The organism is Shewanella sp. T24-MNA-CIBAN-0130, assembly GCF_040310185.1.
Classification (GTDB): domain Bacteria; phylum Pseudomonadota; class Gammaproteobacteria; order Enterobacterales; family Shewanellaceae; genus Shewanella; species Shewanella psychromarinicola.
The window spans coordinates 1-22,059 of sequence record NZ_JBEOPP010000027.1 but is presented as its reverse complement, the minus strand read 5'-3'; the positions used below and the strand labels follow the sequence as shown (position 1 = coordinate 22,059).

The window sequence follows — 22,059 nt, the reverse complement described above, 5'->3', positions numbered from 1 at the left end:
ATGTTTATAGTACGGGTTACTTCAGAAACCGAATCGTGAGCGGATATTGGTAAGCGATGCCATCGCTAGCTTTCACCATCGCGATAATGGTACAAATAATATCAAGCAATGCCAACGCCGCTAACAGTAATACTCCCACGCCAATCAAAATCAATATTGCTGATACCAGGGCATAAACCATTAAGCTCAATTTAAAATTAAGACAATTCTTTCCGCATTGGTTGGCAAACTCAAATTCATCACGTTTCATTAACCAGACAATTAAAGGTCCTAGAACACTGCCCAAAGGAAAAACATACCCCACAAAACTGGCTGCATGGATCAATAAACCCATATCTCTCGCTTGCTTGCTAACTTCGCTTATCGGTTCGGCCATTTGATATTCCTTATCATTTTTTTATTATATTGTTATTCTCTAACTCGCTTTGCCATATAAGCGCATTGCCCAATCTTCTATGCTTTGCTGATCAAGTCTGCGCTGCAATGAATTAACCCAACTTTGCGCTAAACCGTCACATTCAAGCAGCAGCTGATATTGCGCAGCATCAAATTCAGCTAAAAAATAAATCTGCATGGCTTTAGCCACGCTAATATCCGTTTTCCTCTCCAGCAATACAATACTATCACTAGAACGAATATCGCCTTCAGACAGCACCCGATAAAACCAACCGCACATGCGACTTTCTTGCATGGCTAAGGCAAATTTAGGCTGACCAAACTGTAAATTGAGTTTAAAACAAGGCGAGCGAGGCTGAGTGACTTGTAAGGTAACATCGCCAATTTGGACAATGTCGCCGATATTAACCTGTGCTTCATTAAGGCCAACTGTACTGATGTTTTCGCCCATTGAAGGTGCATCACCAAAGGTTGGCATTAAATCCCAGCGCCGGTATTGGCCATAATGTTCACGCGGAAAATGATGTAGCACTCTGTCGAGACCACCGTGATGTTTAGGGTCGGCCTCACGATTGCCTACTACCCGGTCAAACTGCACGGTCAAAAGCTTAACGGCATGTTTTTGATTAATACAACTGGCAACTCCGTTATGCATTTGCACTTGGTCACCTAAATACAGCCCAGAAATACACTTTACCAATCGCTCACTCATCCAGCATGTCCTTGCTTAAGTATGATTACACAGTGCCAATATACCCAATTTTCAGACAAAAAAAAGCCTTACTGTAGAAGAGTAAGGCCATCAATAAAATGGGAGATAATATAGCAAAAATAATAGCTAAAAATGGTCTGAACCATTGGATGCTATAAAAGTTGTTTAGACGGGCTCATCATAAAGGCCAACAATGACACTAAAATGACAAACCAATACTATTTTAGTTATCCGCATATACTTAGCAATGCGCAGCGTTCGCCTGCAAACCTTAACTTAACCCAAGTTGACCTTAGGCTAGATACTGTTTTAGTGCCTCGCCTGGAATTGAGCTTTTGGTTGCAACAGCAAACGATGCCCACAAAGCTCCTTCATGCATTGCATCGGTAATCGACATCTGCTGACATAAGCCATGGGTCACCCCAGAGGCATAGGCATCGCCAGCACCAGTAGTGTCGACCACATCGGCTGTAACGGCTGGAACATGTTGTTTGCCATCCGCGCTATACACCATCGCCCCTTGGTCGCCATCGGTAACAATAAAATATTCTAATGCATCGCCGCCAATCGCTTGCGCAAACAACCATGGATCTTGGTTGCAACGACCTTGCATATCGGTAATCGATGCGATCAGCACATGACAAGGACGGTTGCGCTCATCTTTTGCCAGTTGAGATATCACTTTGCAGTTAGGATTAGACGCAATAGCATTTGCCGCCCAAGCGCCGGCACCTTTTGCTGAGGAGTTAATATAAAAAGCATCCCAATGTTGCCAGTCGGGTGGCGCGGGAAGTTCAAAAATAGGTCGCTGTGGTCGAATAATGGTCCGTTCACCATCGGGTGTCATCACCAGTAACATTTCACAAGTATTGCCACTAAAGCGGTGCACCAAACGACAATCGAGCCCTAAGGTGCTGGCCTTAGCTAAAATCCAGTCACCTATGTCGTCACTACCGACTTCACTCACCAGTGACACCTTGTGTTGAGCCCACACTAAGCCCAATCCGGTATTCGCACCACCACCGCCTAAACGTAATCCACCATCTTGATAATGAAAACGGCCACCGGTTTTTAGTGGCTTATCAAGCACTAGAATGCGATCACAATTGATATTGGCAAGTAAAAGAATATTGGCCATGCAACTCACCTAAAAAAGCGTCGATAAAAAGAACCTTGAGTATAACAAAAAGGCCGTGATTAACACGGCCTTTGGTTATCTCGATGATCTCAATACGGGTTAAGAGATGGGATTATTAAACTAACATAAAAATATTTAAGTTAATTTTATATCAAACTTGCTATTTTTTTTGCTAACAAGGCGTATTCACGCGTGAATAGCAGCATCAATAGCGGGTCTATTGCAAGTCAATACAACGCAGATAACAAGGCAAATGGTACTTTGATAAGCGTTGATTATCCCGAACTGAGATTACATATCACCAGTGGCAAGTGGTTGACGCAATTGGGCACGCACATTGTCCATGCCGGAGTAAAACTCCTTCATCATCAATAGCCCCAACATTTTGCCATTATCGGTCACAATCAGTTCATCTGGGTTAACTGGGTCATTTTTAAGTGCCCCCATCGCTTTCATTGAGGCCATTTCTTTAAACAAGGCGGTGTCTAAATTAACGTTGAAAGTATCGCGAAAATATTTACGTGATAAACGCCCAGAAAACATACCCAGCAAAAAGCGATATTGCATGACTTCTTTTAGCTGGTATTTTTTCTGTTGCTCAACCGCCATACGGCCTTCGGCAATACGTTGTTGATATTTTTTCAGCGAAAATGTATTCACGTATAGCGTGTCATTTAAAAAACTAAATGAACCAGAACCTACACCGAGATACTCATCATAATCAATAACGTACTCATCAAAGCCTTCGTTATTAGTTTTACCAAATGCCCAAGCCGATAACTGTGTGTATTGCCCCGTCAAGTGGTTTAAAATCTGTCGGTACTGATTGACCATTTCACCTTGGGGTGCAGCCAGCTGATTTTTAACGCTTTTACGGGTTTGGTGAGTGATCATTAGCGGATAAGTAGTAATTTGGCGTGGGTCGAGTTTTGAGGCAATTTCAAGATCTGACTGGATAATTTCATCCGTTTGACCACGAAAACCAAAAATTAAATCCACATTGATAATAGGAAACAGCTCTTTGGCCGCCATAATATTGTCAAAGGTTTGTTGGCCAGAACCAAACTTGTCTAAGCGATCGGTCATTTTTAAAATGCCATCATCAAAGCTTTGTACCCCAATCGACATTCTGTCGACCAGTCCTTTTAATTGCTTAAATTCAGGGTTGGCCAAATGCTGCGGATCAGACTCACAAGACACTTCTTTAATGCCAGGAAATAGGGTTTTTGCATGTTCGATGGTGCGGGCTAATTCATCTTCAAGCACTGTGGTGGTGCCACCGCCAATGTACATAGATTCAAACTCATAGCCTAAATCTTTGGCCATTTGCATTTCTTTACGCAGCGCAACAAAGTATTCGCGCGCTTTATCTTCGCGGAATAAAAACCGGTGAAAGGTACAAAACGAACACAAAGTATGGCAAAACGGAATGTGCGCATACAACATGTATTTTTTGCCTTCGATGGGCTTAGGCATGCGGTCAGTAGAAATGGTGTCGAGGCGCAGGTTTTTATCAACATAAAACTGCATGACCCGCTCCATAGAGCTGATCATCCAATTGGGTACGGTAATATTAGATTGATAAGGTTTAATCAACTCCTGGCTGGCTGATTGAATAATTGGAGACATAAAAAATCCTAACTGAATGAGCCCTGAGAGCAAAACCATTGATAAAAAGCGCTAAATAAAATACGCATACCCTAAGCAGGAAACCAAAATATCACTTTAGAGATAGCTAAAATGTGAACTAGCTAATAGATATGCAAACTAACACGGTTATTGGTGCACATTTGTTAAGCAGGTCATGTTTTAGGTATTGCTTATTGAGTTACTGATGAGGGGCTAATGCTGCGGCTAAAACCAGAAAATAGAACAAAGCAAGCTGAACCTACAACCAAAGTCGGACACGCATATCAACAGCAGAAGAAATCTTAGTTGATAACTTTTTGATAATAATGAGTATTAATCAGCAAGCAATTTAAATGAAATCATAAACAAGGTTTGCTGATTAGGATACACAGTTTGGATCAGTTGCTTTAACTCAACTAATGGCAGGCTTTCTTGACTAGCATGAAACTCATTAATGTCATCAAATGCTAATGGCTCAACGGCCAAAATAATGATGTCACACACCTTGGTATGGCTTTCAAGGGTAAACACCTGCACGTGACTGCCCGGCTGGTAATGGTTTTCGCTGGCATCGCGGATAGTAATCGTCTTCCGCCCTGATGCAACTAACGGCGTTAAAAACTCAAAAAAGGTCATTTCCGTGGGTACTGTCATCATTAGGTGGCCTTAACTAAAAACATAACGTACCCACTCGGGGCACATGACTGACTCGGAATAGGAATAGCCATTATAACCTCCCGCACTCGCCTGGGCTTTGATCAAAGTAGCGTTTAAACTCGCGGCTAAATTGGGCCGTGCTTTCGTACCCCACCTGAGTTGATACCTCTTTAACCTTCAAATTCTGCACTTGTAATAACGCTTTGGCTTTATTCAGGCGGATCTTCTTTAAGTATTGTATCGGTGATGAGGCGGTGACCTCTTTAAAGCAACGATGAAACGCCGACGGGCTCATATTGACCAAACGAGCTAAAGTGTCTACTTCAACCGACTCACCATAATGTTTATGAATGTAGCTAAGGGCTTTTTCGACCCTCGATAAACGAGTGTGGCTAAGCGACAACGCATAAAGCGGTGCGGCATTGGGCGAGTCTAATAAACGATACAATAACTCAAGCACTAACGCCTCACCCATTACTTTGGCTTCTAATGGCGACTGTAACGCCTGTAATAGCCGAATAACGCTGCAATCCATGTCTTCAGTGTTATCAGCAACAAAAAAGCCACTCTGGCGCGATTCGTTTAAATCTTTAGGGATCTGATGATGCTCATCCATCAGTCGGATAATGTAATTAAGCTGCACTAAATCGATATCAACCATCAATACTAATACAGGCTCTTCAATACTGGCAAACGTTTCACACTCTACCGGCAGTGGCACCGTCATCACTAATGAGTGCTGGCGGTCGTAATCGAAGCTTTGGTTGTCTAAGTAAACCCGCTTTTTACCTTGGCCGACAATAAGCACACCTTGTGAATAGCACATGGGTCCGCGCGCGCCATACCGTGAGCTACGAAACACATGCACACCGGATAAATGGGTATTATTAACCCCTTCAGTTGGGGCAAGTTGTGCCATTAATTTTGCTGCTTCACTCATACCTTCCCCTTAGAAAAAACCTCATACCAATACTATCAAAAAAGCAGTAAAAGGTATCAAATTAACCAAAAAACCACCTTATTTAAACAATATAGATAGGAATAGGCATGAACTCGATAGCTCTGTGTCTGTTTATTTTGACTCAACCAGCTATCATAATCACATAATTTAACCTTGTTGTTGTGTATATAAAATTTGTCCATAAACGACTTATGCATCAACAATCAGTCAACTCTTTGTTTCACCGCTCAACCAAAAGGCGTCCATTATGCTCAATTTTGATTATCGTAACCCTACTCATGTTGTTTTCGGCAAAGACCGTATCGCAGAGTTAGACCAACTTGTTCCAGCCAATGCACGAGTATTAATCACTTACGGTGGCGGCAGCGTGCAACGTTTCGGCACACTCGATAAAGTCAAAGCCGCATTAGGTGACCGCATTGTATTTGAGTTTGGCGGCATTGAGGCAAACCCGACATACGAGACCCTAATAAAAGCCGTTGATGTTGCCCGTAAAGAAAACATCGACTTCTTACTGGCTGTCGGTGGTGGTTCGGTTATGGACGGCACCAAATTTATCGCCCTAGCGACTCAATTTGACGGTGACACAGCAAGTTTATTACATCACGGCTTTACACCGGTTCCAGTGGCTAATGACAACGTCATCCCACTTGGCGTTATTGCTACCCTGCCGGCTACCGGTTCTGAGATGAACGCCTTTGCAGTAGTGAGCTATCAAGGCGGTAAGTTCCCAGTAAATCACCCATGTGCTTACCCAACATTTGCCATGCTTGACCCTGAATTGACTTTTAGCTTACCCAAAATTCAAGTGGCAAACGGTGTTGTCGATGCGTTTGTGCATGTGCTTGAGCAATATGCGACTTACCCCGTTGATGCCCGCGTACAAGACCGCATGGCAGAAGGCATTATGCGCACCCTTATTGAAATTGGTCCTATCACTGTTGAAGAGCCAACAAACTACGATGCCCGCGCTAACTTAATGTGGAGTGCTACATCTGCTCTAAACGGTATGATAGGCACAGGCGTGCCATTAGATTGGTCTACTCACATGATTGGACATGAGTTAACCGCACTATTCCATATCGACCATGCACAAACGTTAGCCGTTGTATTGCCATCACTATGGCGTGTATTGAAAGAACAAAAACACGCTAAATTAGTGCAATACGCAGCACGCGTTTGGGATATCACTGAAGGTGATGAAGCTAGCCGAGTGGATCAAGCCATTGACAAAACAGAAGCTTTCTTCCAGCAAGTAGGTTTACCAACCCGTTTACGCGATCACGGTGTAACCCAAGATCAAATCAGCCTAGTGATTAATGCATTAGAAGCTCATGGCATGACCGCATTATCTGAAAGCGGCCAAGTCGATTTAGCCACCAGCCGTAAGATTTTAGACATGGCGTGGTAATAACGCTTACAGCCTAGGCGATCAACCCATTCATCGCTTAGGCTTGAGCGGCTATATCCAAGACTATGACTAACACTAAACAAAAAGGGCTTAACAATGACTATCATTGTTAAGCCCTTTTTGTTGTGCCTAAAAACGCTGCGCATTAGTTAGAAATGGGCACCGTCGGCTCGAAATTTGGAGAGAAAAGTGAATAAAAACACAAAAATTCGGCTACGCAATGTCTATGTTATTGGTTGCGTACTAACGCTAATACTAATGCGGAGTAACGCTTGAGAATAAGTTCATTACCACAACACCCGCTAAAATTAACGTCATTCCCACTAGCGCACCTAAATCTAATTTTTGCCCATACATCACCCAAGCGATCACCGTAATGAGCACAATACCCAATCCAGCCCAAGTCGCATAAGCAATACCAACAGGAATAGTTTTTAGCGCCAAGGATAGAAAATAAAAAGATAATACGTACCCCACAATAACCACGATTGAAGGCATTATTCTTGAAAATCCATCGCTTGCTTTAAGTGCAGAAGTTGCCACAACTTCAGTTAAAATAGCCACACTTAAAAATATCCAACTTTTCATTTTTACTTTCTACGCAGACAAAACAGCCGCGCAGTATAAAGACTAAATAATAAAAAAAACAGCCTAGCATGTTATCTCTATGTCTGATCATCTGTACATTCAGTCATCATATAATACCTTACGAAACCGCTCTACTCTCTAATCAATACCATAGCTTTTTTGACTCTTGACACAAAAAATATTGAATTCGTTTCTCGATGAATTAAGCTTTCATCTATTCAATGTAAACAATATGACTCATTCAAAACAGTAACATAGACTTGATAGCTATTAATCGAGAATGACGCTATCTAGTTAAAGAGTTAAGCACATGGCCTGTGCTGGCAATGTGCATAGTCTTGCCGCTTATATCTGCATAAATGTTAGCGGCATTCGGTAAAAAATTATCGATGCTGTTGTTTAAGCGCCACACCCGGCAAAAATAGTTGCTTTGTGGCGCAGACTCAATCCAACTTTATAAGGCCGCAGTGGCCCATAAGCCGCTGCGGATTGGATTGACTAAGCCCACCATAACCAACTTGCGCATTCCCCATTAGATGCAAAAAAATGGTTTCACAAGTGGCTGGCCATATATTGCTCGGATTAAAACGCTAGGCAGATCTTACCGAAGTGCTTGCCAGACTCTTGGTAGCGGAACGCGTCAGCGATCTCTTCCAGCGCAAATGACCGGTCAAGGATCGGGTGCATGTCGTTTGCTTCAATCGCGCGGATCATTTCTTGCTGATGGTTTCGGCTGCCCACAATCAGTCCTTGCAGGCGGACCTGTTTCGCCATCAGTTTTGCGGTTGGAATATCCCCAGCCCAGCCAGTCAACACCCCAATGAGCGCGATATGGCCACCAATGCGCACGGCATCAATAGATTCTGGCAGAGTGCTAGGGCCACCCACTTCTATAACGTGGTCAACGCCCTTGCCGCCAGTTATTTCCTGAACCTTAGTGCCCCAGGCCGGTGTGGTTTTGTAATTGATGGTGTGGTCGGCACCCAGTGCGGTGAGCCGTTCCAGCTTTTCGTCTGAAGACGACGTAGAAATAACCCGAGCGCCCATCATCTTGGCAAACTGCAGTGCAAAGATAGACACACCACCGGTGCCCATCGTGAGCACGGTATCACCTGCTTTTAAGCCGCCATCAACAACAAGCGCTCTCCATGCGGTTAAGCCTGCGGTGGTCAATGTGGCGGCTTCGGCATGGGTGTAGCCTTTAGGGGCGTGGGTGAACCAGTTCGTTGGGCGGACAACCTGCTCGCGTGCGTAACCATCCTGGCCATCACCGGGTGTGGTACTGAAGTTTCCAATAAGAGCGGGGCCAGTTAGCCAATCAGGGAAGAATGTCGACACGACAGGGTCACCAATCTTAAATTCGCTGACACCTTCACCGATGGCTTCTACAACGCCGGCGCCATCCGCCATGGGGATGCGGTTGTCTTCGGTCGAGATGGCTCCGACAACCACTGCATAATCGTGAAAGTTGAGAGAACAGGCTCGAATACGTACTCGTATTTCGCCAGGCCCCGGTTCGCCAGGTTCCGCGCTATGGTTAAGCTTGAGCTGGTCAAGACCGCCCGGTGTAGAAAGGGTCATGCTTTTCATATTAAGTCCTCTAATTATTTCATGTATAGGAAATGTATAGCAGAATTAGTGCTACAACTTTTCTCAGCATTGAGCAACAAGCTGTCTACTTTATGTATACGGGGTAATCTGTGTAGCCTTTGTTGGTTCCGCCGTACATAGTCGATGGATCGGCTTCATTTAATGGCCATTCGTATTTAATGCGTTCAGGTAAGTCTGGATTAGCAATAAATGGCCGGCCAAAACCAAAAATATCACCATGACCTTCAGTCAATATTCGAAGCGCTTTTTCTGGGGTATATTTACCTGCATACATAATTAAGCCATCAAAGGTTGATCTGACTTCTTGATAAAATTTTTCAGGTAAATCTGGAGCATTATCCCAATCAGCTTCAGCAAGCGATAAATAAGCAATGCCAATATTATTTAAAATTTTAATCGCTTCGATATAGGTTAGGTGAGGGTCACTTTCAACTAACCCTAAATACACTCTGACTTCGTCGGTACTTTCAAATAATGGCGCAAACCTTACTCCGACTTTATCTGGCCCCATAACACTGGCAACCGCTTCGGTTATTTCTTTTAGAAAACGTAAACGATTCGCTAAAGTACCACCGTACTTATCGGTTCTATTATTGGTATGCTCAGAGATAAACTGATTAACAAGGTAGCCATTAGCGCAGTGTAATTCAACGCCATCAAATCCAGCTTCTTTGGCGTTAATTGCCGCCTGTTTATACATCTGTACAAGCTCTTCAACCTCGGCGGTAGACAGTGATCTTGGCTCACTTGGGTCGGCCAAGGCGCCTTGATCTGGAGCCGTTTCAATAAACACCTTAACGGTGTCTGCTATAAGGTCAGATGGGCCAACAGGTGCTTGCTGATCTGGCTGTAATGAGGTGTGAGAGACGCGTCCAACATGCCACAATTGGCAAAAGATAATACTACCTGCATCATGTACCGCTTTGGTGACTTGTTTCCAGCCCGCAATTTGCTCGGCACTATGAATGCCCGGTGTCCACGCATATCCTTGCCCTCTAGGTTCAATTTGTGTTCCTTCCGTCACCATGAAACCAGCGCCCGAGCGTTGAGCATAGTACTGCGCCATCAGTTGATTAGGAATATTCCCAGGCTGATCACTTCGTGAACGTGTCAGTGGTGGTAAAACAATACGATTTCTTAAGGTATATGGACCTAATTGGGTTTGTTTAAATAAGTGAGAGAACTTCATTTTATGTGACTCCGAGAATGTGATTAAAATAGACCTATCGGTGATCTATGTAAGTTGATCAAGCTATTTTTCTGTTGGCTATATGCGTCAAGCATGGGTTGAGGCGTTTCTCGACCAATACCTAATTTGTCATACCAAACAACGGCAAAAGGGTCGAGCTTAGTCGAATAACACTATGCATCTGACTTCAATGCTTATCCGCACAGCTGATTTTTGATCACTCATTGGCAATGAAAACGCGCTATGAGGAGTCCTTGAAATAGCGCTATCTAGGTCGCTATCAAAGACTTTAAAATTGAGTTGTTCTTGCGATGTCATTTGAGGATAAAAATACCAACGATTATTATCGTCATAACTAAAAGCTTCTATTTCCCCGATACGATCAGGATAAGCCACCGGTAACTTTTGAGATTGTTCGGGGTGAAATGTTCTTGCATCTCCAAGTGCCAAAGGACTATCGAGTACTACATCAACTAAAGGGATCCAAGTATTTATAAACTGAAACTTTTTATAATCACTTGCATTTAGGCCGCTTTTTTTCAGTTCTATGTTAAGACGGTTTTCTGCTGAACTCGCCACGTAATCGTTATGTACGGTATGAATAGGAGCGCGCTTTTCTGTGCGCGTTAAATGATCTTCAACCGAGCGAATGGTATGGTCAAAAACAAGACATTGGCTGGCATTGGTTAGATCCAAGAGGTGCTTTATTATTTGTGGATAAAGCTCTGTTTGAACAAGGTTATCGTCAAAATAGTTCGCAATAACATAATCATTTTTAGCTAAACCAAAGCCATCATTATTGAGTGATGGAGGGGTATTCAATAAGCGCGCATTAGCTATTTCAACGAGTCGAGTATCAACATGTTCCGTTAGCTTATTCGCACTTTTTGCTGTGGTTGATAAATCAAAAATGGCACTAGAATCTGATTTTATATAATTAATTTCTGCTTTAATTGATGACTGTTTTTGACTTACCCCATCCAACAACATAATGGATCCTCCGTGCGAAATACTGCCGCTAATGAATTAGATGGGATGTATGCTAAACTCTCTTCAATACAAAAAAAAACAATATAAACTTGTTGGGGATACAAATATTAGTGGTATCAATAGGCTTGATATAAAACAACTGCGTATTCTCCAGTTGTTACTTCAGGAAAGAAATTTATCTAAAGTGGCAAATTTATTGGGCTTAACTCAGCAAGCCATTAGTGAGCAACTGAAAAAGCTAAGAAATACCTTTGATGATGAACTGTTTATTAGAACCAGCAATGGCGTGACGCCCACCCATGTTGCGGAAGAAATGGAGCATAAGGTCAATAATATACTGGCTGATATTGACAATTTAATCTCTGGTGATCACTTTACCCCGGCTGAACTATCAGGGGTTTTACAGATAAGTGCCTCGGATTATGCCTTAGTGACTATTTTGCCGATGTTACTTAAACAGGTGAATAAACAAGCTCCGAACCTGAAAGTTATCATTAGGGATTTTGAATCGGACAATTTACATCAGCTAATGGTCACTGGTGAGCTTGATCTCGTATTCACCTTCCCAGAATTTATTCCGCAAGATTACCCAAATATGCGCTTATTTGAAGATCGCCATGTTTGTGTGACAGGAAAAAACTCAATCTATCGTGATAAGAAATACAGTCTGAAAGAAATCGCGCAGCTACCGCAAATCGTTATTTCACCTTCTCGACCCAATCTGAAAGGCTCTCATGATTCCTGGTTTGCAAAAAAAGACCTGAAAAGGAATATTTTAATGTCAGTACCCAGCTTTTCGTCAGCATCTACCATAATAGAGGCCACAAATACGATTGCTTTCCTGCCGGCTAGATTATTACCTGACCCCAGGTTGGTTGCCATTGAAATTGAACAGAGCCCTCCCAGCTTTGATGTTATTGTCGCTTGGCACAAACGTTCAGAAAAAAATCCGTTGCATCGATGGTTATTGAATATCCTTGATGATATTTTTCATTCATAGCACAAAGTAGCATGTTAATTAAGCGTGCGGATCAGTTGAAAAGTTAACCCTATAGCCAGCGTTGGCCATTTACAGCGCCTTGCTGCTTATTTCTGTATAAATGTTTGCGGCATTTGCTTAAAAATTATCGGCGCCGTTTTTAAAACACTGTTCATATAATTATAATTACAATTAAAACAATTACTTATAAAATAACATGAACATTAATACACAAGAATTACCAACCAAGATCACACCCCCATCTCTATCGCTTTTTTAGGGGTGAAACTACTCCCTACCGAAGCGATAATCACCAAGCCGATGGCGGACCACTGCAACAAGGTCAATTGCTCACTTAGTATCATAAGACCTGCCAATGCGGCAATGGCAGGCTCTAAACTCATTAGCACGCTAAAGGCCTGTGTAGGCATATTTCTTAAGGCCACCATTTCCAACGAATAAGGCAAGGCACTGGATAACACCCCCACCAATAACCCAAGCGGTAGTACTTCCCAGCTCAATAACGCTAAGCCTTGGCTCACGGCGCCAACGGGTACTAGCACTATGGCTGCTACCGTCATGCCTAATGCCACTGTAATACCACCGGAGGCTTGCTTGCCGGTGCGCGTACCAAACAAGATATAACCGGCCCAGCACGCCCCGGCCCCAAGTGCCATCAATGCGCCCGTAATATCAAGCCCTTGTGCACTGGATAAGTCAGGCAGCAGCAGTAAAATCCCCGCAATGGCACAACCGACCCAAAATAGATCGCTTTTGCGCTTTGAGCCAAACAAGGCTACTGCCAAGGGGCCGGTAAACTCAAGCGCAACCGCAATCCCTAACGGAATACGTTCAATGGCTAAATAAAACAAGAGATTCATTCCGCCTAAACACAGACCATAAATAATAATGCTCTGCCAATCTCTGCCTTGAGGTAATGCCCGCCATGGACGAAATACTAGCCAAAGTACCGCAGCGGCAAAGCCTAAACGCAGTGCTGTGGTGCCTTCTGGCCCAACCAAGGGAAAAAGTTGTTTTGCTAACGAAGCGCCAGACTGAATGGTCACCATCGCCAGCAAAACACTACCGACAGCGGTCAGAAGTACACGATTGATTTGCATATAGAATACGCCAAAAAATGAAAAAACTATGTGTCGGCATTCTACCTGAGGCAAGTCAAACACGGCAGCAATTATTATTGTTAGGCACAGAAGTCATACCATTAAGGTCACGATATGATAGGCATCAGCCAAATTTTACATACTAAACAATCTTAGCCACATCCAATATAGGGTTTATTCGACACTTAGGGTAATGACGCAGCTTAGTGCGGCCTTATGGTTATTTGTTATGCCCGCACCCATTATCATGATGTGGTTAACATTAACCCCAACATACCCAGACCAAACCCAAATACCGCCCCCATTGGCGGGGCCCAACGATTTTCTAGTTTTGCTTGAGGCGCTAAATCTTGAAATATTGAATAGAGGATACCACCCGATGCGAAAAGCATGACTGCGGCAATCACTTTTGGCGACTCTGATAACCATAAATAGCCAGACATTGCTGCTATAGGCCCAAGCACAGCCATTAAACAAAACATGATGATAATTTTTTGGGGCCTATAAGCAGAAGAGGCATTTAATTCACGATAGGCACTAAACCCTTCAGGCACGTTTTGTAACGCGATTAACGCTGCCAGTAAGAACGCATTGTTACTTCCCGTGGCGAACGCCGCACCTAGTGCGATTGATTCAGGAATAAAATCCGCTAGCATGGCTGCTAGTTGAGTGGCTGGGGTATCTATTTTGTTAAGGTAAATATCAAGGGCCATAAAGCTAAGTCCGCCCACCATAAGCCACATACAAGCCGATAATGGATCAAGATGCGCTATGCCCTCTGGCACTAAAACCAAAGCAACGGCTGACAATAATGCCCCGCCCCCAAAAGCCATGACACTGTGCCTAAATTCCTGTTCAAGCCACTCACTGCTCACATTCTCAAAATGGGCAATTAAAGCACCTAACGGCATAGCCAAACCAGCAAGCAGTGTGGTTGCTAAAACAGTTAGCAGCAAAGACATGATTTGATCCTTTTAGGGGTATGACACCACATTAAGTGTCTAGATATAGAGGGTTAACATATTGGACTGAGTGAAAACAGCCAACGGTATTTTTCCGTTTGAATGGCTTATTGAGCTAAGTCGCCGTGGGGCACAAAAGACATCGACAAACCTTACTGCAAGTCGGTTACATTCTCGAACGGTTATTAACCACTGGATAAAAACAGTCTTGGTCACAGCCAATATCGGACTTGTTCAACACTTGGGATAAGCCCGCGGCGTCGCGCGGCCTATCCTTATTGGTTAGACATACAATAGGACTACTTAATCGCTCTTTTAAGCCACGGCCCAATAAGATTGTGTGCATTCAAAATGATAGAAAAATGATTTTCTTTATCGACGATTTTAATTTCCTTGCGCACTTTGTTGTCACTATTATTTTGCGCAAACAGGGTCACTTTTATGGGGTCAAACGCTTCATCTTGCTTTCCAATCCATAATCCAAATTGCTGTAAATCAGATAACTGAAGATCAGGAGAGTGTGGGGTAAGCGCATTTGACATATTTACGGTGTTAAATGGAACGATTTCAGGGTTTTTGCTTAACACAGCATCGGGGAAATTGAATCTAACCGCCTTGGAATGACCTAAAAATAAACCGCCACTTATAGTATTAATAATAAAGTTTGACGTTTTCACAGTAGAAAACTCAATACCTATATTTTCACCCTTGTCGTAGTTGGTTTCTGAACGAAAGCCAAAATACGGAGCAAGAAACACATACCCTTCAACCTCCGCTCTTTGATCCCAACTCGAATAATTAAGCGCTAGGCCTGCACCACTGGAATGCCCGCCAATAAAAATAGGCATATCTGGATATTTATCACGCGCAACTCTGACGATGGTATTAATATCAGCCCACACTTGTTCAACATCTGGGGCATCACCTCGATCACCTTGTGAACTACCATGTCCTCGAATATCTGGCATATATACCGCTATATCAAAATCATCACGTAATCCAACACCAATGTGGTTATAGATCAGCCCACTATGAGCACCCGCTCCATGATAAAAAATCAAAACTGCTTGCGGTTTTAGTGGCAGATACGCGCGATATGCTAAAGACACATTATCAGTTGCTGATATGTATTCAACAGGCTGTAGCGGCTTTTTATCACCCTCTTTTATCTCAGCAAGTGAGAAAAACGTTTCGCTAGATTGCTCTAATGGACTGGCGAGTAAATTATGAGCCAAAAAAATTGATGGCAATATTACCGCAATATTCATAAGCATCGATTTTAACTTCATAAAATTTCCTTTATTTAAGTCGTTCTGGAGCATTAGAATAATAAAACTACCAAAGTGGCATACACAGTCATTTTATGCGACTAATGCCGCAATATGCCCCAAGTAAAGACTTATCTAAATCATATGGCCATATAATTCTCAATGATGTGTTATGCATCTTCTTTCTCTGTCTTTTCTATAGTCGCACTTAATTTTTGATATATACCGAGCGCCACAATTAAAATTGCGGATACCATGATGAGCAAAGCCGGATACAGTAAAAGGCTAATGTCTTTCGTACCTGCTTTAAATATAAAAACCAACCCTTCAATGCTGACGGCAATAGTAATGATTACAATTATTTTTGTAATGGTTCTTCTTGCTTCTTTAGGGTCTCGCAGCTCTTTGTCCTTAAAGACTTCTTCTTCCATCATATACTGTGCAACATCAATAATGGCTGCCGCGATTATTATAGCGGCTACAGCCTGAAGCATTAATGGAATAAATCCAGAGTCATCCTTTATAGCGGAAATGACATCATAAACAGACCACAGCATAATTATCAGGGATAGGATGATAAGGACCACAGCCGCGAACAGATGAACGCCAGCGAATATAGTATTAAACAATTTTTTCATATTTTTTTGACCTTTAAAAATTTATCAACAAATGAGGCCCTGTCTGACATCGAGTAGCGCCCTAACGAGACTATAGAATGTCAAAAATGAAAATGATGCTTAATAGGTTTCACTCTTCAAGCTCACTCTTTTTAACGTCGCGCACAAGGTAAAATAGGTTTTAGAGAAATGTGACAGCCTTAATGCCTCGTTAAACGGCGGGAAAAGTTAGCTATGATTTGTGAGCAGCGAGCACAATAAACCATTTAGTATCGGTTCAACAATGTGTTAACCATTTTTAGGTAAAACATTATAAGCATTCTTTACTGTATCATATCCATATACACGCTCTAATTTTCGAATAATAAAATGCCCTCTCGCCATGTCTTGAAAGTGGTCAATAAATAAAGTATTGATGATTGCACCACCCGCAGCGCCTATAGCAGGTACAGCTTGAGCCGCGGCTTTTTGAGTAACTTGAACACCAAACTTTTCAGCAATTTTAGAAATTAGCTTAATTAACACAGGAGCGGCTTCATCGGTAATACCTTTTTTAACCATAAATTCAGCCGCTTCAGAGACTGATTTTGCAAGAGCGGCTCTGATGGCAAAATAGCCAGATTCACTACTATCATCTAAATCACTTTCGCCACCCAATGCGAACACTTCTAAACAAGCCATTTTTGTTTCCGGTGTGGTAATCAACTCTCCTTCACTACGGGCAATATCAGCTATAGAACGCAGCATTATTGATGTTGAAATAGGCAGTTCAACAGCTATCGCTGCCAAGCCAAAGAATCCCCCCACACCCCCACTCACTGCTGCGCCAAATTTATGCCAATGATTAGACGATTCTTCTCCGGGAATATCTTTCATGGTAAAGATTGCCGCTTCAGACGCTTTGAGCAGCGATTTCTCTGTCACTTTAGCGATATTTTTATGCCAATTATCAGGTAATAAGGCTAAACCTTTTTCAATAGGGGTACCTATAAAATGAGTTATTTTTACCGCGAGCCCAGGGTTTTCTAATAATGATTTGGCCACTAAAAGCTCTTTTTTATGTGATTCTGAAATATTCAAATAAACTCCTTTATGGTGAAGCAATACAAGCAAGCGGTTCTGCATTGCGTATTCAACTGATGCTGGCTATCGCGGGCATGATTTTTCCATCATGACCAGAGAGAAAATCAGCCTTAGCAACCCGCAAAGGGAGCGCCGCCACACGCAAATCGTATCCAAAAATGTCACGTCAAATCGGTCGGAATTTCGATCGGTCAGTGACATAATAAAGCCTCTTAGTCACGCCCCACTTCGGGCATGTTCAGCTCTCGGGATAGGACGCGGCTTCGCGCGGCCTATCCTTATCGTTAGAAGTACATTGACGCATCAATTATTGATAAGCAATACTCAATTATGCTTCCTATACGCTTGCCTTACTTTCGAAACAACCTCTCGAGACGACCGGTCTATTAACTCAGTCCCATTTTTTCTGCAGTTTCGGCACCAGTCAGGTTTACCGTTTCATTTTCGAACCGATAAAACGAAGGCTTATCGTCTATAAAATATTGATTCTCAACAATAAAATCTTCATTATTATTGAAAGCACCCGCTAGGATCATATGCTGATTACCCTGCAATCGATAAAATAAATGGCTACCGCAATTTTTGCAAAACCCACGTTCCGCCCATTCAGACGACTTATAGACTGAAATACTCTGTTCATTTTCGAACGAGACACTATCACCACAGTAAACAGCCATCTGTGGTCCTCCATTCCATTTGTGGCACATGCTGCAATGGCAAACACCCACGCTATTACCACTTTGAGCGGCAAATTTAACGGTGCCACAAAGGCAACTTCCACTGCTGTTTTTTACATCTGACATCGTCATTCTCCTAGGTAATTAATCATTGTCAATGTCCAAGTAATAAGCATCCATATCACTGACAAGTGCTGCATAACGAGTTATTGGATATCGAATCATAGTCTACATCAATCGATATTCTGGATTTCTTCAACAATTTAGAGATGGCTTCAAGAATGTAGAGATTTTTAACCTTGGACTTGAAAGTTCTATCTGTAAATGCTCGCCTCTTCATCGCCTTCTCGCACTTCAAACACCAACTTGCTGATGCTGGCCGGCTTTTGGGGAATAAAAAATGCGTGCTTTGACTGATGTACGCCCAGCATGGGCATCAACTGATGAGTTAAAAGTCCTTTGCAGCAAGATCACCGTTAAGCTAACTTATCGTTATTAAGCGTTAACGATTAGCCAATGGGAAGGGCTTGACCGCGATAACGGATTGAGGCCGCTAGTACGATAAATGTTTAAAGAGTGCGAGCTGATGAACATCATATGAGGCGTAGCCTAGAAGTGAGTTGGCAAAGGCTGATCTGCGTAGCAAGGGTGTTGCACATTTTTAGGCGTAGTGGATCGGATTTCATTAGGGGGCAGCTAGACTGTTAAGCCCGTATCGATTATAAACATCAGCACAGTACAAGCGTTTTTAGCAGGACATGAGTCGTATCAAAAGCAATGACAAGACGGAACTGTTGAATAAAAGATTAAGGCCAAAAACTGTCGCTAGACTCACCGAGAGCGTCCATATATGGCTCATTTTATTGGTCGCGTAAATACGCTCTTGCCTTGTTGTACCCCATTGCAATTCGGTAACTCACTAGGCGCCTTGTCACGGCAATAAGCTATCTTCGACATCCTGGGGAATAGTGCTAATACTAAAAAGGCAGCCTAGGCTGCCTTTTGTTATTTAAAAATGTCCTTATTTTACGTATTTTTTAAAGGCTTCATCAACCGGCGTATCTGCCAAGTGATTAGTGTAGTTGCTCATTACTTTTTGAGATAAGCCAACAATAATTTCTAAAAGTTGTTGTTTACCATAACCTGCCGCAAAGAATGTTTCTATTTGCTCATCGCTTATCACACCGCGCTCGCGCGTCATTGCCAGTGTTGTTTCACGTAAAACCTCAAGCTTAGGGTTAGCAAGTGGGGTTTTGTTAACTAATGCATCAACAATGTCTTGATCTACTTTCATTGCCGCTGCAATACCACTATGAGCGGGGACGCAGTAGTGGCAGTTATGCTCAACATTAATTGATTGCCATACCACGGTTAGCTCTTGTGCATTGAATGATGTTTTTTGAAACAGCTCATGCAGTACTTGGTAACCTTTAAGTAAGGTCGGTGCTTCAGCCATTATTGCATGTAGGTTAGGTAACATACCAAATGCGGCTACCGAATCGGCGAGTAAAGGTTTTGCTTCTTCTGGTGCGGTCTCGGCTGTGTATAACGTAAATTCTGCCATGTTTGGCTCCAATAAAAATATAAATATAAGTAACGTCGACAACGATACTATTTGATTTTGATCGGCTGCTCAAGTTAAAATTGAGCAATTGTTCAAATTGTTCAAATTGTTCAAATTGATTGGAATTAACATGGTAAACAAGGTTAAATTTGAGCGCGAGAATGTCATTCGCCTAGCTAGCCAACTATTTTGGGAAAAAGGGTTTCATGCTACTTCTACGCGCGATTTACAAGACGCCATTAACATGCGTCCTGGCAGTATTTATTCGGCATTTGGCTCTAAAGAAGGGCTATATTGTGAGTCGCTTAAAGATTACACCCTAGATATGAAAAACCAAATAGAAGGCTTTTTATCGACTTCCGATTCTATAGTCGGTGGGTTGCGCGCATTTGTAGAAAATGTGCTGATTAAAACCAAAGCTTGCAGCCCAAGTGCCATTTGCATGCTAGTAAAAGCAAACAGTGAATTTGCCGATAAAGACAGCCATTTATATGAACTGAGTGTAGATTTAGCTGCTAAATTTGAAGACTATCTTACGGCTATTTTTGAGCAAGCCATTGAGCATAATGAGCTAAGCGATAAGTTGTCGGCAATAGAGTACGCGCGCTTTTTTCAGGTTCATTTTACCGGATTACGCGGCTACGTTAACCGCCCTGGCGTTGAGCCATTAGCTCAACCGATGATCAATCAAATGTTTACCGTAATGAAAAACCTATCAATTTTCCCGGCTCAATTTTTTGAATAAAAATGGCAGATAAATGCTATCGTTTTAATGTCTGATGTTAAGTAATAAATTTTAACTTGAGTATGGCAGGGCTAAACGCTATCTCATCTAAGCAATAAGCAACAGGCGGTAATTGGGCTGCCATCATGAAGCAAGTCTGGCAATTCGAAAACCTGTGGCTGACAAAAAAACCATGGGTGGCTTAACTGAATGAAGCGGACAGCGGTTGTTAACCTTACCTCAAAGCCTTTGCATTGATCCTTAAAACGACGCTTTAGAAAAATGTTACCGATAAAGAGAGCTTTGTGCAACAGAGTCAAAATCATATTTAAATTCAAGGTCCCGACCAATATTGCGCGCTTTTGTCTCCCACAACACGACTGTTCGCACCAGCAAACTAATGCTGAAGATTTGGGTAAGGCGCTAACCCATCATCGCCAAGTACCGCCTTTGCTTTATCAATCCCCCTAGGCAGAGAGATCTGCGATGCTCACTTCATTACCGACAATGTATTTTCGATTTTCAAGGTGCATATCTAACACTTAATAGTGCCCGCTCCGCTTCAGACTATATGAGCCCGCGATTGGGTCATAGAGTGTCTCAACGGAATAACCATCGCTGGATAAGTCGTGTGTAACGAGGCATGACCCAATAGACCATAAGAAAAACCACGGTCCCTGTTACGGCAAGCGTCGTTATAAAATGATTATCGGCAACGTGCAAGAGTCGCAACACTGGTGCAATAACTATCGGAACACCCAGCACTAAAGGGTAGATAGCGGACCATGTCACTATGTACTGCTTCCAGCGCACGGGTACTTTAGCTTTGGCCCTTTCTGGGGTAAACCAGAAATCCAGTCCACTACTTATAAAGAAGTCGTCGCCAGTAGCTAATAGCGGCTTAACCTTTTCGATCAGACGAGAGCGAGTCGGCGACTCCATCCATTGCTGCAAATGTGATCGTGTGTCGAATCGGATAATGATCGTGTATGTTCCGGTTAGTCCAGAAATCGGACGGACGATGTGCCAGTCCAGATGGCCTGGCGAGGCTTTGCAAAGCGGCGCAATTTCATTAAACCAATTTTCGTATTCGGCGTGCTTGCACTCACGCACTCTATGGGTAATGACAACTGTCGCCCCTTCTAGATCGCTGGCGCTCTCAGAAGCTGTATCTGTGACCTAATATTGCTCAACACCTAATAACTGGCGAAAAATTGTGGGCTAAAATGAAGTGGAGCACAATAGTCCGCGGTTTTGACTCCAATTAATTAACTTGTTGAACGTCCATTAGTGCAGTTTTTAAATCAACGTTTAAATCTGCTTTTAAATAAAATGCCTGTGCAGACCCGCTAGATTAATTCATCTTCAGAAGATGAAGTTTGCCGGCATACCTTTAACGGCATAAGCACAATTTAAGTGACCGTCTTCATTGCCCCATAAGACGACAACAACACCGCCATCTTAGCTAATTGAGACAGCTATCGTTGCCTTCACCAATGGGATCACCTTGTATGTTGATCTCACTTGGCTCTGTAGCACGATATGCAAATAAATTTGTCATCCAAACACCACTATAGCCCTATAGCTTCGCAAAATGGATACCACATGCAATGGTAGGATGATGTTCAACTTTATTTACTGTTGATGGATTTAAGCCAATTATCATTGCAAAGTAAGCGCTCAATTAACCGCACATACCAATAACCTTCAAATGTGACATGATTATTTCCTAACTAAATCTAGGAAAACAATCATGTCAAAAAACGATAAAATACAATACTG

General features: G+C 42.6%; 21 protein-coding genes and 1 pseudogene. 3 read left to right on the top strand and 19 right to left on the bottom strand.

Annotated elements, in window-relative coordinates:
- Nucleotides 1-16: 16 nt before the first annotated feature.
- From AAEZ02_RS12130 to AAEZ02_RS12105, 6 genes are all read right to left on the bottom strand, one after another.
- Complete coding sequence (locus AAEZ02_RS12130; RefSeq protein ID WP_124012978.1) at nt 17-376, bottom strand: DUF4870 domain-containing protein; 360 nt, start codon at nt 374-376, stop codon at nt 17-19.
- A gap of 39 nt (nt 377-415) precedes the next feature.
- Entirely contained in the window at nt 416-1,108 is a 693-nt protein-coding gene (locus AAEZ02_RS12125; RefSeq protein ID WP_101033590.1) for an MOSC domain-containing protein, read from the bottom strand.
- A gap of 292 nt (nt 1,109-1,400) precedes the next feature.
- Nucleotides 1,401-2,246, bottom strand: a complete 846-nt coding sequence (locus tag AAEZ02_RS12120) for a PfkB family carbohydrate kinase (protein ID WP_124012977.1) — start codon at nt 2,244-2,246, stop codon at nt 1,401-1,403.
- A 291-nt stretch (nt 2,247-2,537) separates the two neighbouring features.
- Entirely contained in the window at nt 2,538-3,875 is a 1,338-nt protein-coding gene (locus AAEZ02_RS12115; RefSeq protein ID WP_124012976.1) for a coproporphyrinogen III oxidase family protein, read from the bottom strand.
- A 333-nt stretch (nt 3,876-4,208) separates the two neighbouring features.
- Nucleotides 4,209-4,532, bottom strand: a complete 324-nt coding sequence (gene yqfB, locus AAEZ02_RS12110) for a N(4)-acetylcytidine aminohydrolase (protein WP_124012975.1) — start codon at nt 4,530-4,532, stop codon at nt 4,209-4,211.
- A 70-nt stretch (nt 4,533-4,602) separates the two neighbouring features.
- On the bottom strand, nt 4,603-5,472 hold the full coding sequence (locus tag AAEZ02_RS12105; RefSeq protein WP_124012974.1) for an AraC family transcriptional regulator: 870 nt from the start codon (nt 5,470-5,472) through the stop codon (nt 4,603-4,605).
- 268 nt (nt 5,473-5,740) lie between these two features.
- Between AAEZ02_RS12105 and AAEZ02_RS12100 the strand changes: the two genes are divergently transcribed.
- Complete coding sequence (locus AAEZ02_RS12100) at nt 5,741-6,904, top strand: iron-containing alcohol dehydrogenase (RefSeq protein ID WP_124012973.1); 1,164 nt, start codon at nt 5,741-5,743, stop codon at nt 6,902-6,904.
- A 255-nt stretch (nt 6,905-7,159) separates the two neighbouring features.
- Here the strand turns inward: AAEZ02_RS12100 and AAEZ02_RS12095 are convergent, their stop codons facing one another.
- The 4 genes from AAEZ02_RS12095 to AAEZ02_RS12080 form a co-directional block, all read right to left on the bottom strand.
- Entirely contained in the window at nt 7,160-7,492 is a 333-nt protein-coding gene (locus tag AAEZ02_RS12095) for a DMT family transporter (RefSeq protein ID WP_101033577.1), read from the bottom strand.
- Nucleotides 7,493-8,074: 582 nt separating this feature from the next.
- Complete coding sequence (locus AAEZ02_RS12090) at nt 8,075-9,082, bottom strand: zinc-dependent alcohol dehydrogenase family protein (protein ID WP_101033575.1); 1,008 nt, start codon at nt 9,080-9,082, stop codon at nt 8,075-8,077.
- A gap of 85 nt (nt 9,083-9,167) precedes the next feature.
- A complete protein-coding gene (locus AAEZ02_RS12085; protein WP_124012972.1) occupies nt 9,168-10,292 on the bottom strand; it encodes an alkene reductase in 1,125 nt (374 codons plus the stop codon).
- A gap of 159 nt (nt 10,293-10,451) precedes the next feature.
- A complete protein-coding gene (locus tag AAEZ02_RS12080; RefSeq protein WP_124012971.1) occupies nt 10,452-11,282 on the bottom strand; it encodes a CmcJ/NvfI family oxidoreductase in 831 nt (276 codons plus the stop codon).
- A gap of 49 nt (nt 11,283-11,331) precedes the next feature.
- Here AAEZ02_RS12080 and AAEZ02_RS12075 point away from each other — a divergent pair, with 49 nt between their 5' ends.
- A complete protein-coding gene (locus tag AAEZ02_RS12075; RefSeq protein WP_332871111.1) occupies nt 11,332-12,282 on the top strand; it encodes a LysR family transcriptional regulator in 951 nt (316 codons plus the stop codon).
- Nucleotides 12,283-12,512: 230 nt separating this feature from the next.
- Here the strand turns inward: AAEZ02_RS12075 and AAEZ02_RS12070 are convergent, their stop codons facing one another.
- The 7 genes from AAEZ02_RS12070 to AAEZ02_RS12040 form a co-directional block, all read right to left on the bottom strand.
- Nucleotides 12,513-13,382, bottom strand: a complete 870-nt coding sequence (locus AAEZ02_RS12070) for an EamA family transporter (RefSeq protein WP_351123248.1) — start codon at nt 13,380-13,382, stop codon at nt 12,513-12,515.
- A gap of 245 nt (nt 13,383-13,627) precedes the next feature.
- On the bottom strand, nt 13,628-14,344 hold the full coding sequence (locus tag AAEZ02_RS12065) for a ZIP family metal transporter (RefSeq protein ID WP_124012968.1): 717 nt from the start codon (nt 14,342-14,344) through the stop codon (nt 13,628-13,630).
- Nucleotides 14,345-14,643: 299 nt separating this feature from the next.
- Complete coding sequence (locus AAEZ02_RS12060; protein WP_124012967.1) at nt 14,644-15,633, bottom strand: alpha/beta hydrolase; 990 nt, start codon at nt 15,631-15,633, stop codon at nt 14,644-14,646.
- 149 nt (nt 15,634-15,782) lie between these two features.
- Nucleotides 15,783-16,250 (bottom strand): hypothetical protein, encoded by a 468-nt coding sequence (locus AAEZ02_RS12055; RefSeq protein ID WP_351088623.1) that lies wholly within the window; start codon nt 16,248-16,250, stop codon nt 15,783-15,785.
- Between the two features lie 267 nt (nt 16,251-16,517).
- Complete coding sequence (locus AAEZ02_RS12050) at nt 16,518-17,309, bottom strand: EcsC family protein (protein ID WP_124013017.1); 792 nt, start codon at nt 17,307-17,309, stop codon at nt 16,518-16,520.
- 389 nt (nt 17,310-17,698) lie between these two features.
- Nucleotides 17,699-18,115 carry a GFA family protein gene (locus AAEZ02_RS12045; RefSeq protein ID WP_351123245.1) on the bottom strand — a complete coding sequence of 139 codons (417 nt, stop codon included), beginning with the start codon at nt 18,113-18,115 and terminating at the stop codon, nt 17,699-17,701.
- 895 nt (nt 18,116-19,010) lie between these two features.
- Complete coding sequence (locus AAEZ02_RS12040; protein ID WP_101033557.1) at nt 19,011-19,553, bottom strand: carboxymuconolactone decarboxylase family protein; 543 nt, start codon at nt 19,551-19,553, stop codon at nt 19,011-19,013.
- A 130-nt stretch (nt 19,554-19,683) separates the two neighbouring features.
- On the opposite strand from AAEZ02_RS12040, the gene AAEZ02_RS12035 reads away from it, so the two are divergent.
- Complete coding sequence (locus tag AAEZ02_RS12035; RefSeq protein WP_351123242.1) at nt 19,684-20,298, top strand: TetR/AcrR family transcriptional regulator; 615 nt, start codon at nt 19,684-19,686, stop codon at nt 20,296-20,298.
- Between the two features lie 579 nt (nt 20,299-20,877).
- Here AAEZ02_RS12035 and AAEZ02_RS12030 read toward each other — a convergent pair.
- Together AAEZ02_RS12030 and AAEZ02_RS12025 are read right to left on the bottom strand one after the other, a co-directional pair.
- Nucleotides 20,878-21,402, bottom strand: a complete 525-nt coding sequence (locus AAEZ02_RS12030) for an antibiotic biosynthesis monooxygenase (protein ID WP_351123255.1) — start codon at nt 21,400-21,402, stop codon at nt 20,878-20,880.
- A gap of 340 nt (nt 21,403-21,742) precedes the next feature.
- A pseudogene (locus AAEZ02_RS12025) lies at nt 21,743-21,844 on the bottom strand (DUF1643 domain-containing protein); the annotation flags it as partial.
- Nucleotides 21,845-22,059: the final 215 nt, after the last annotated feature.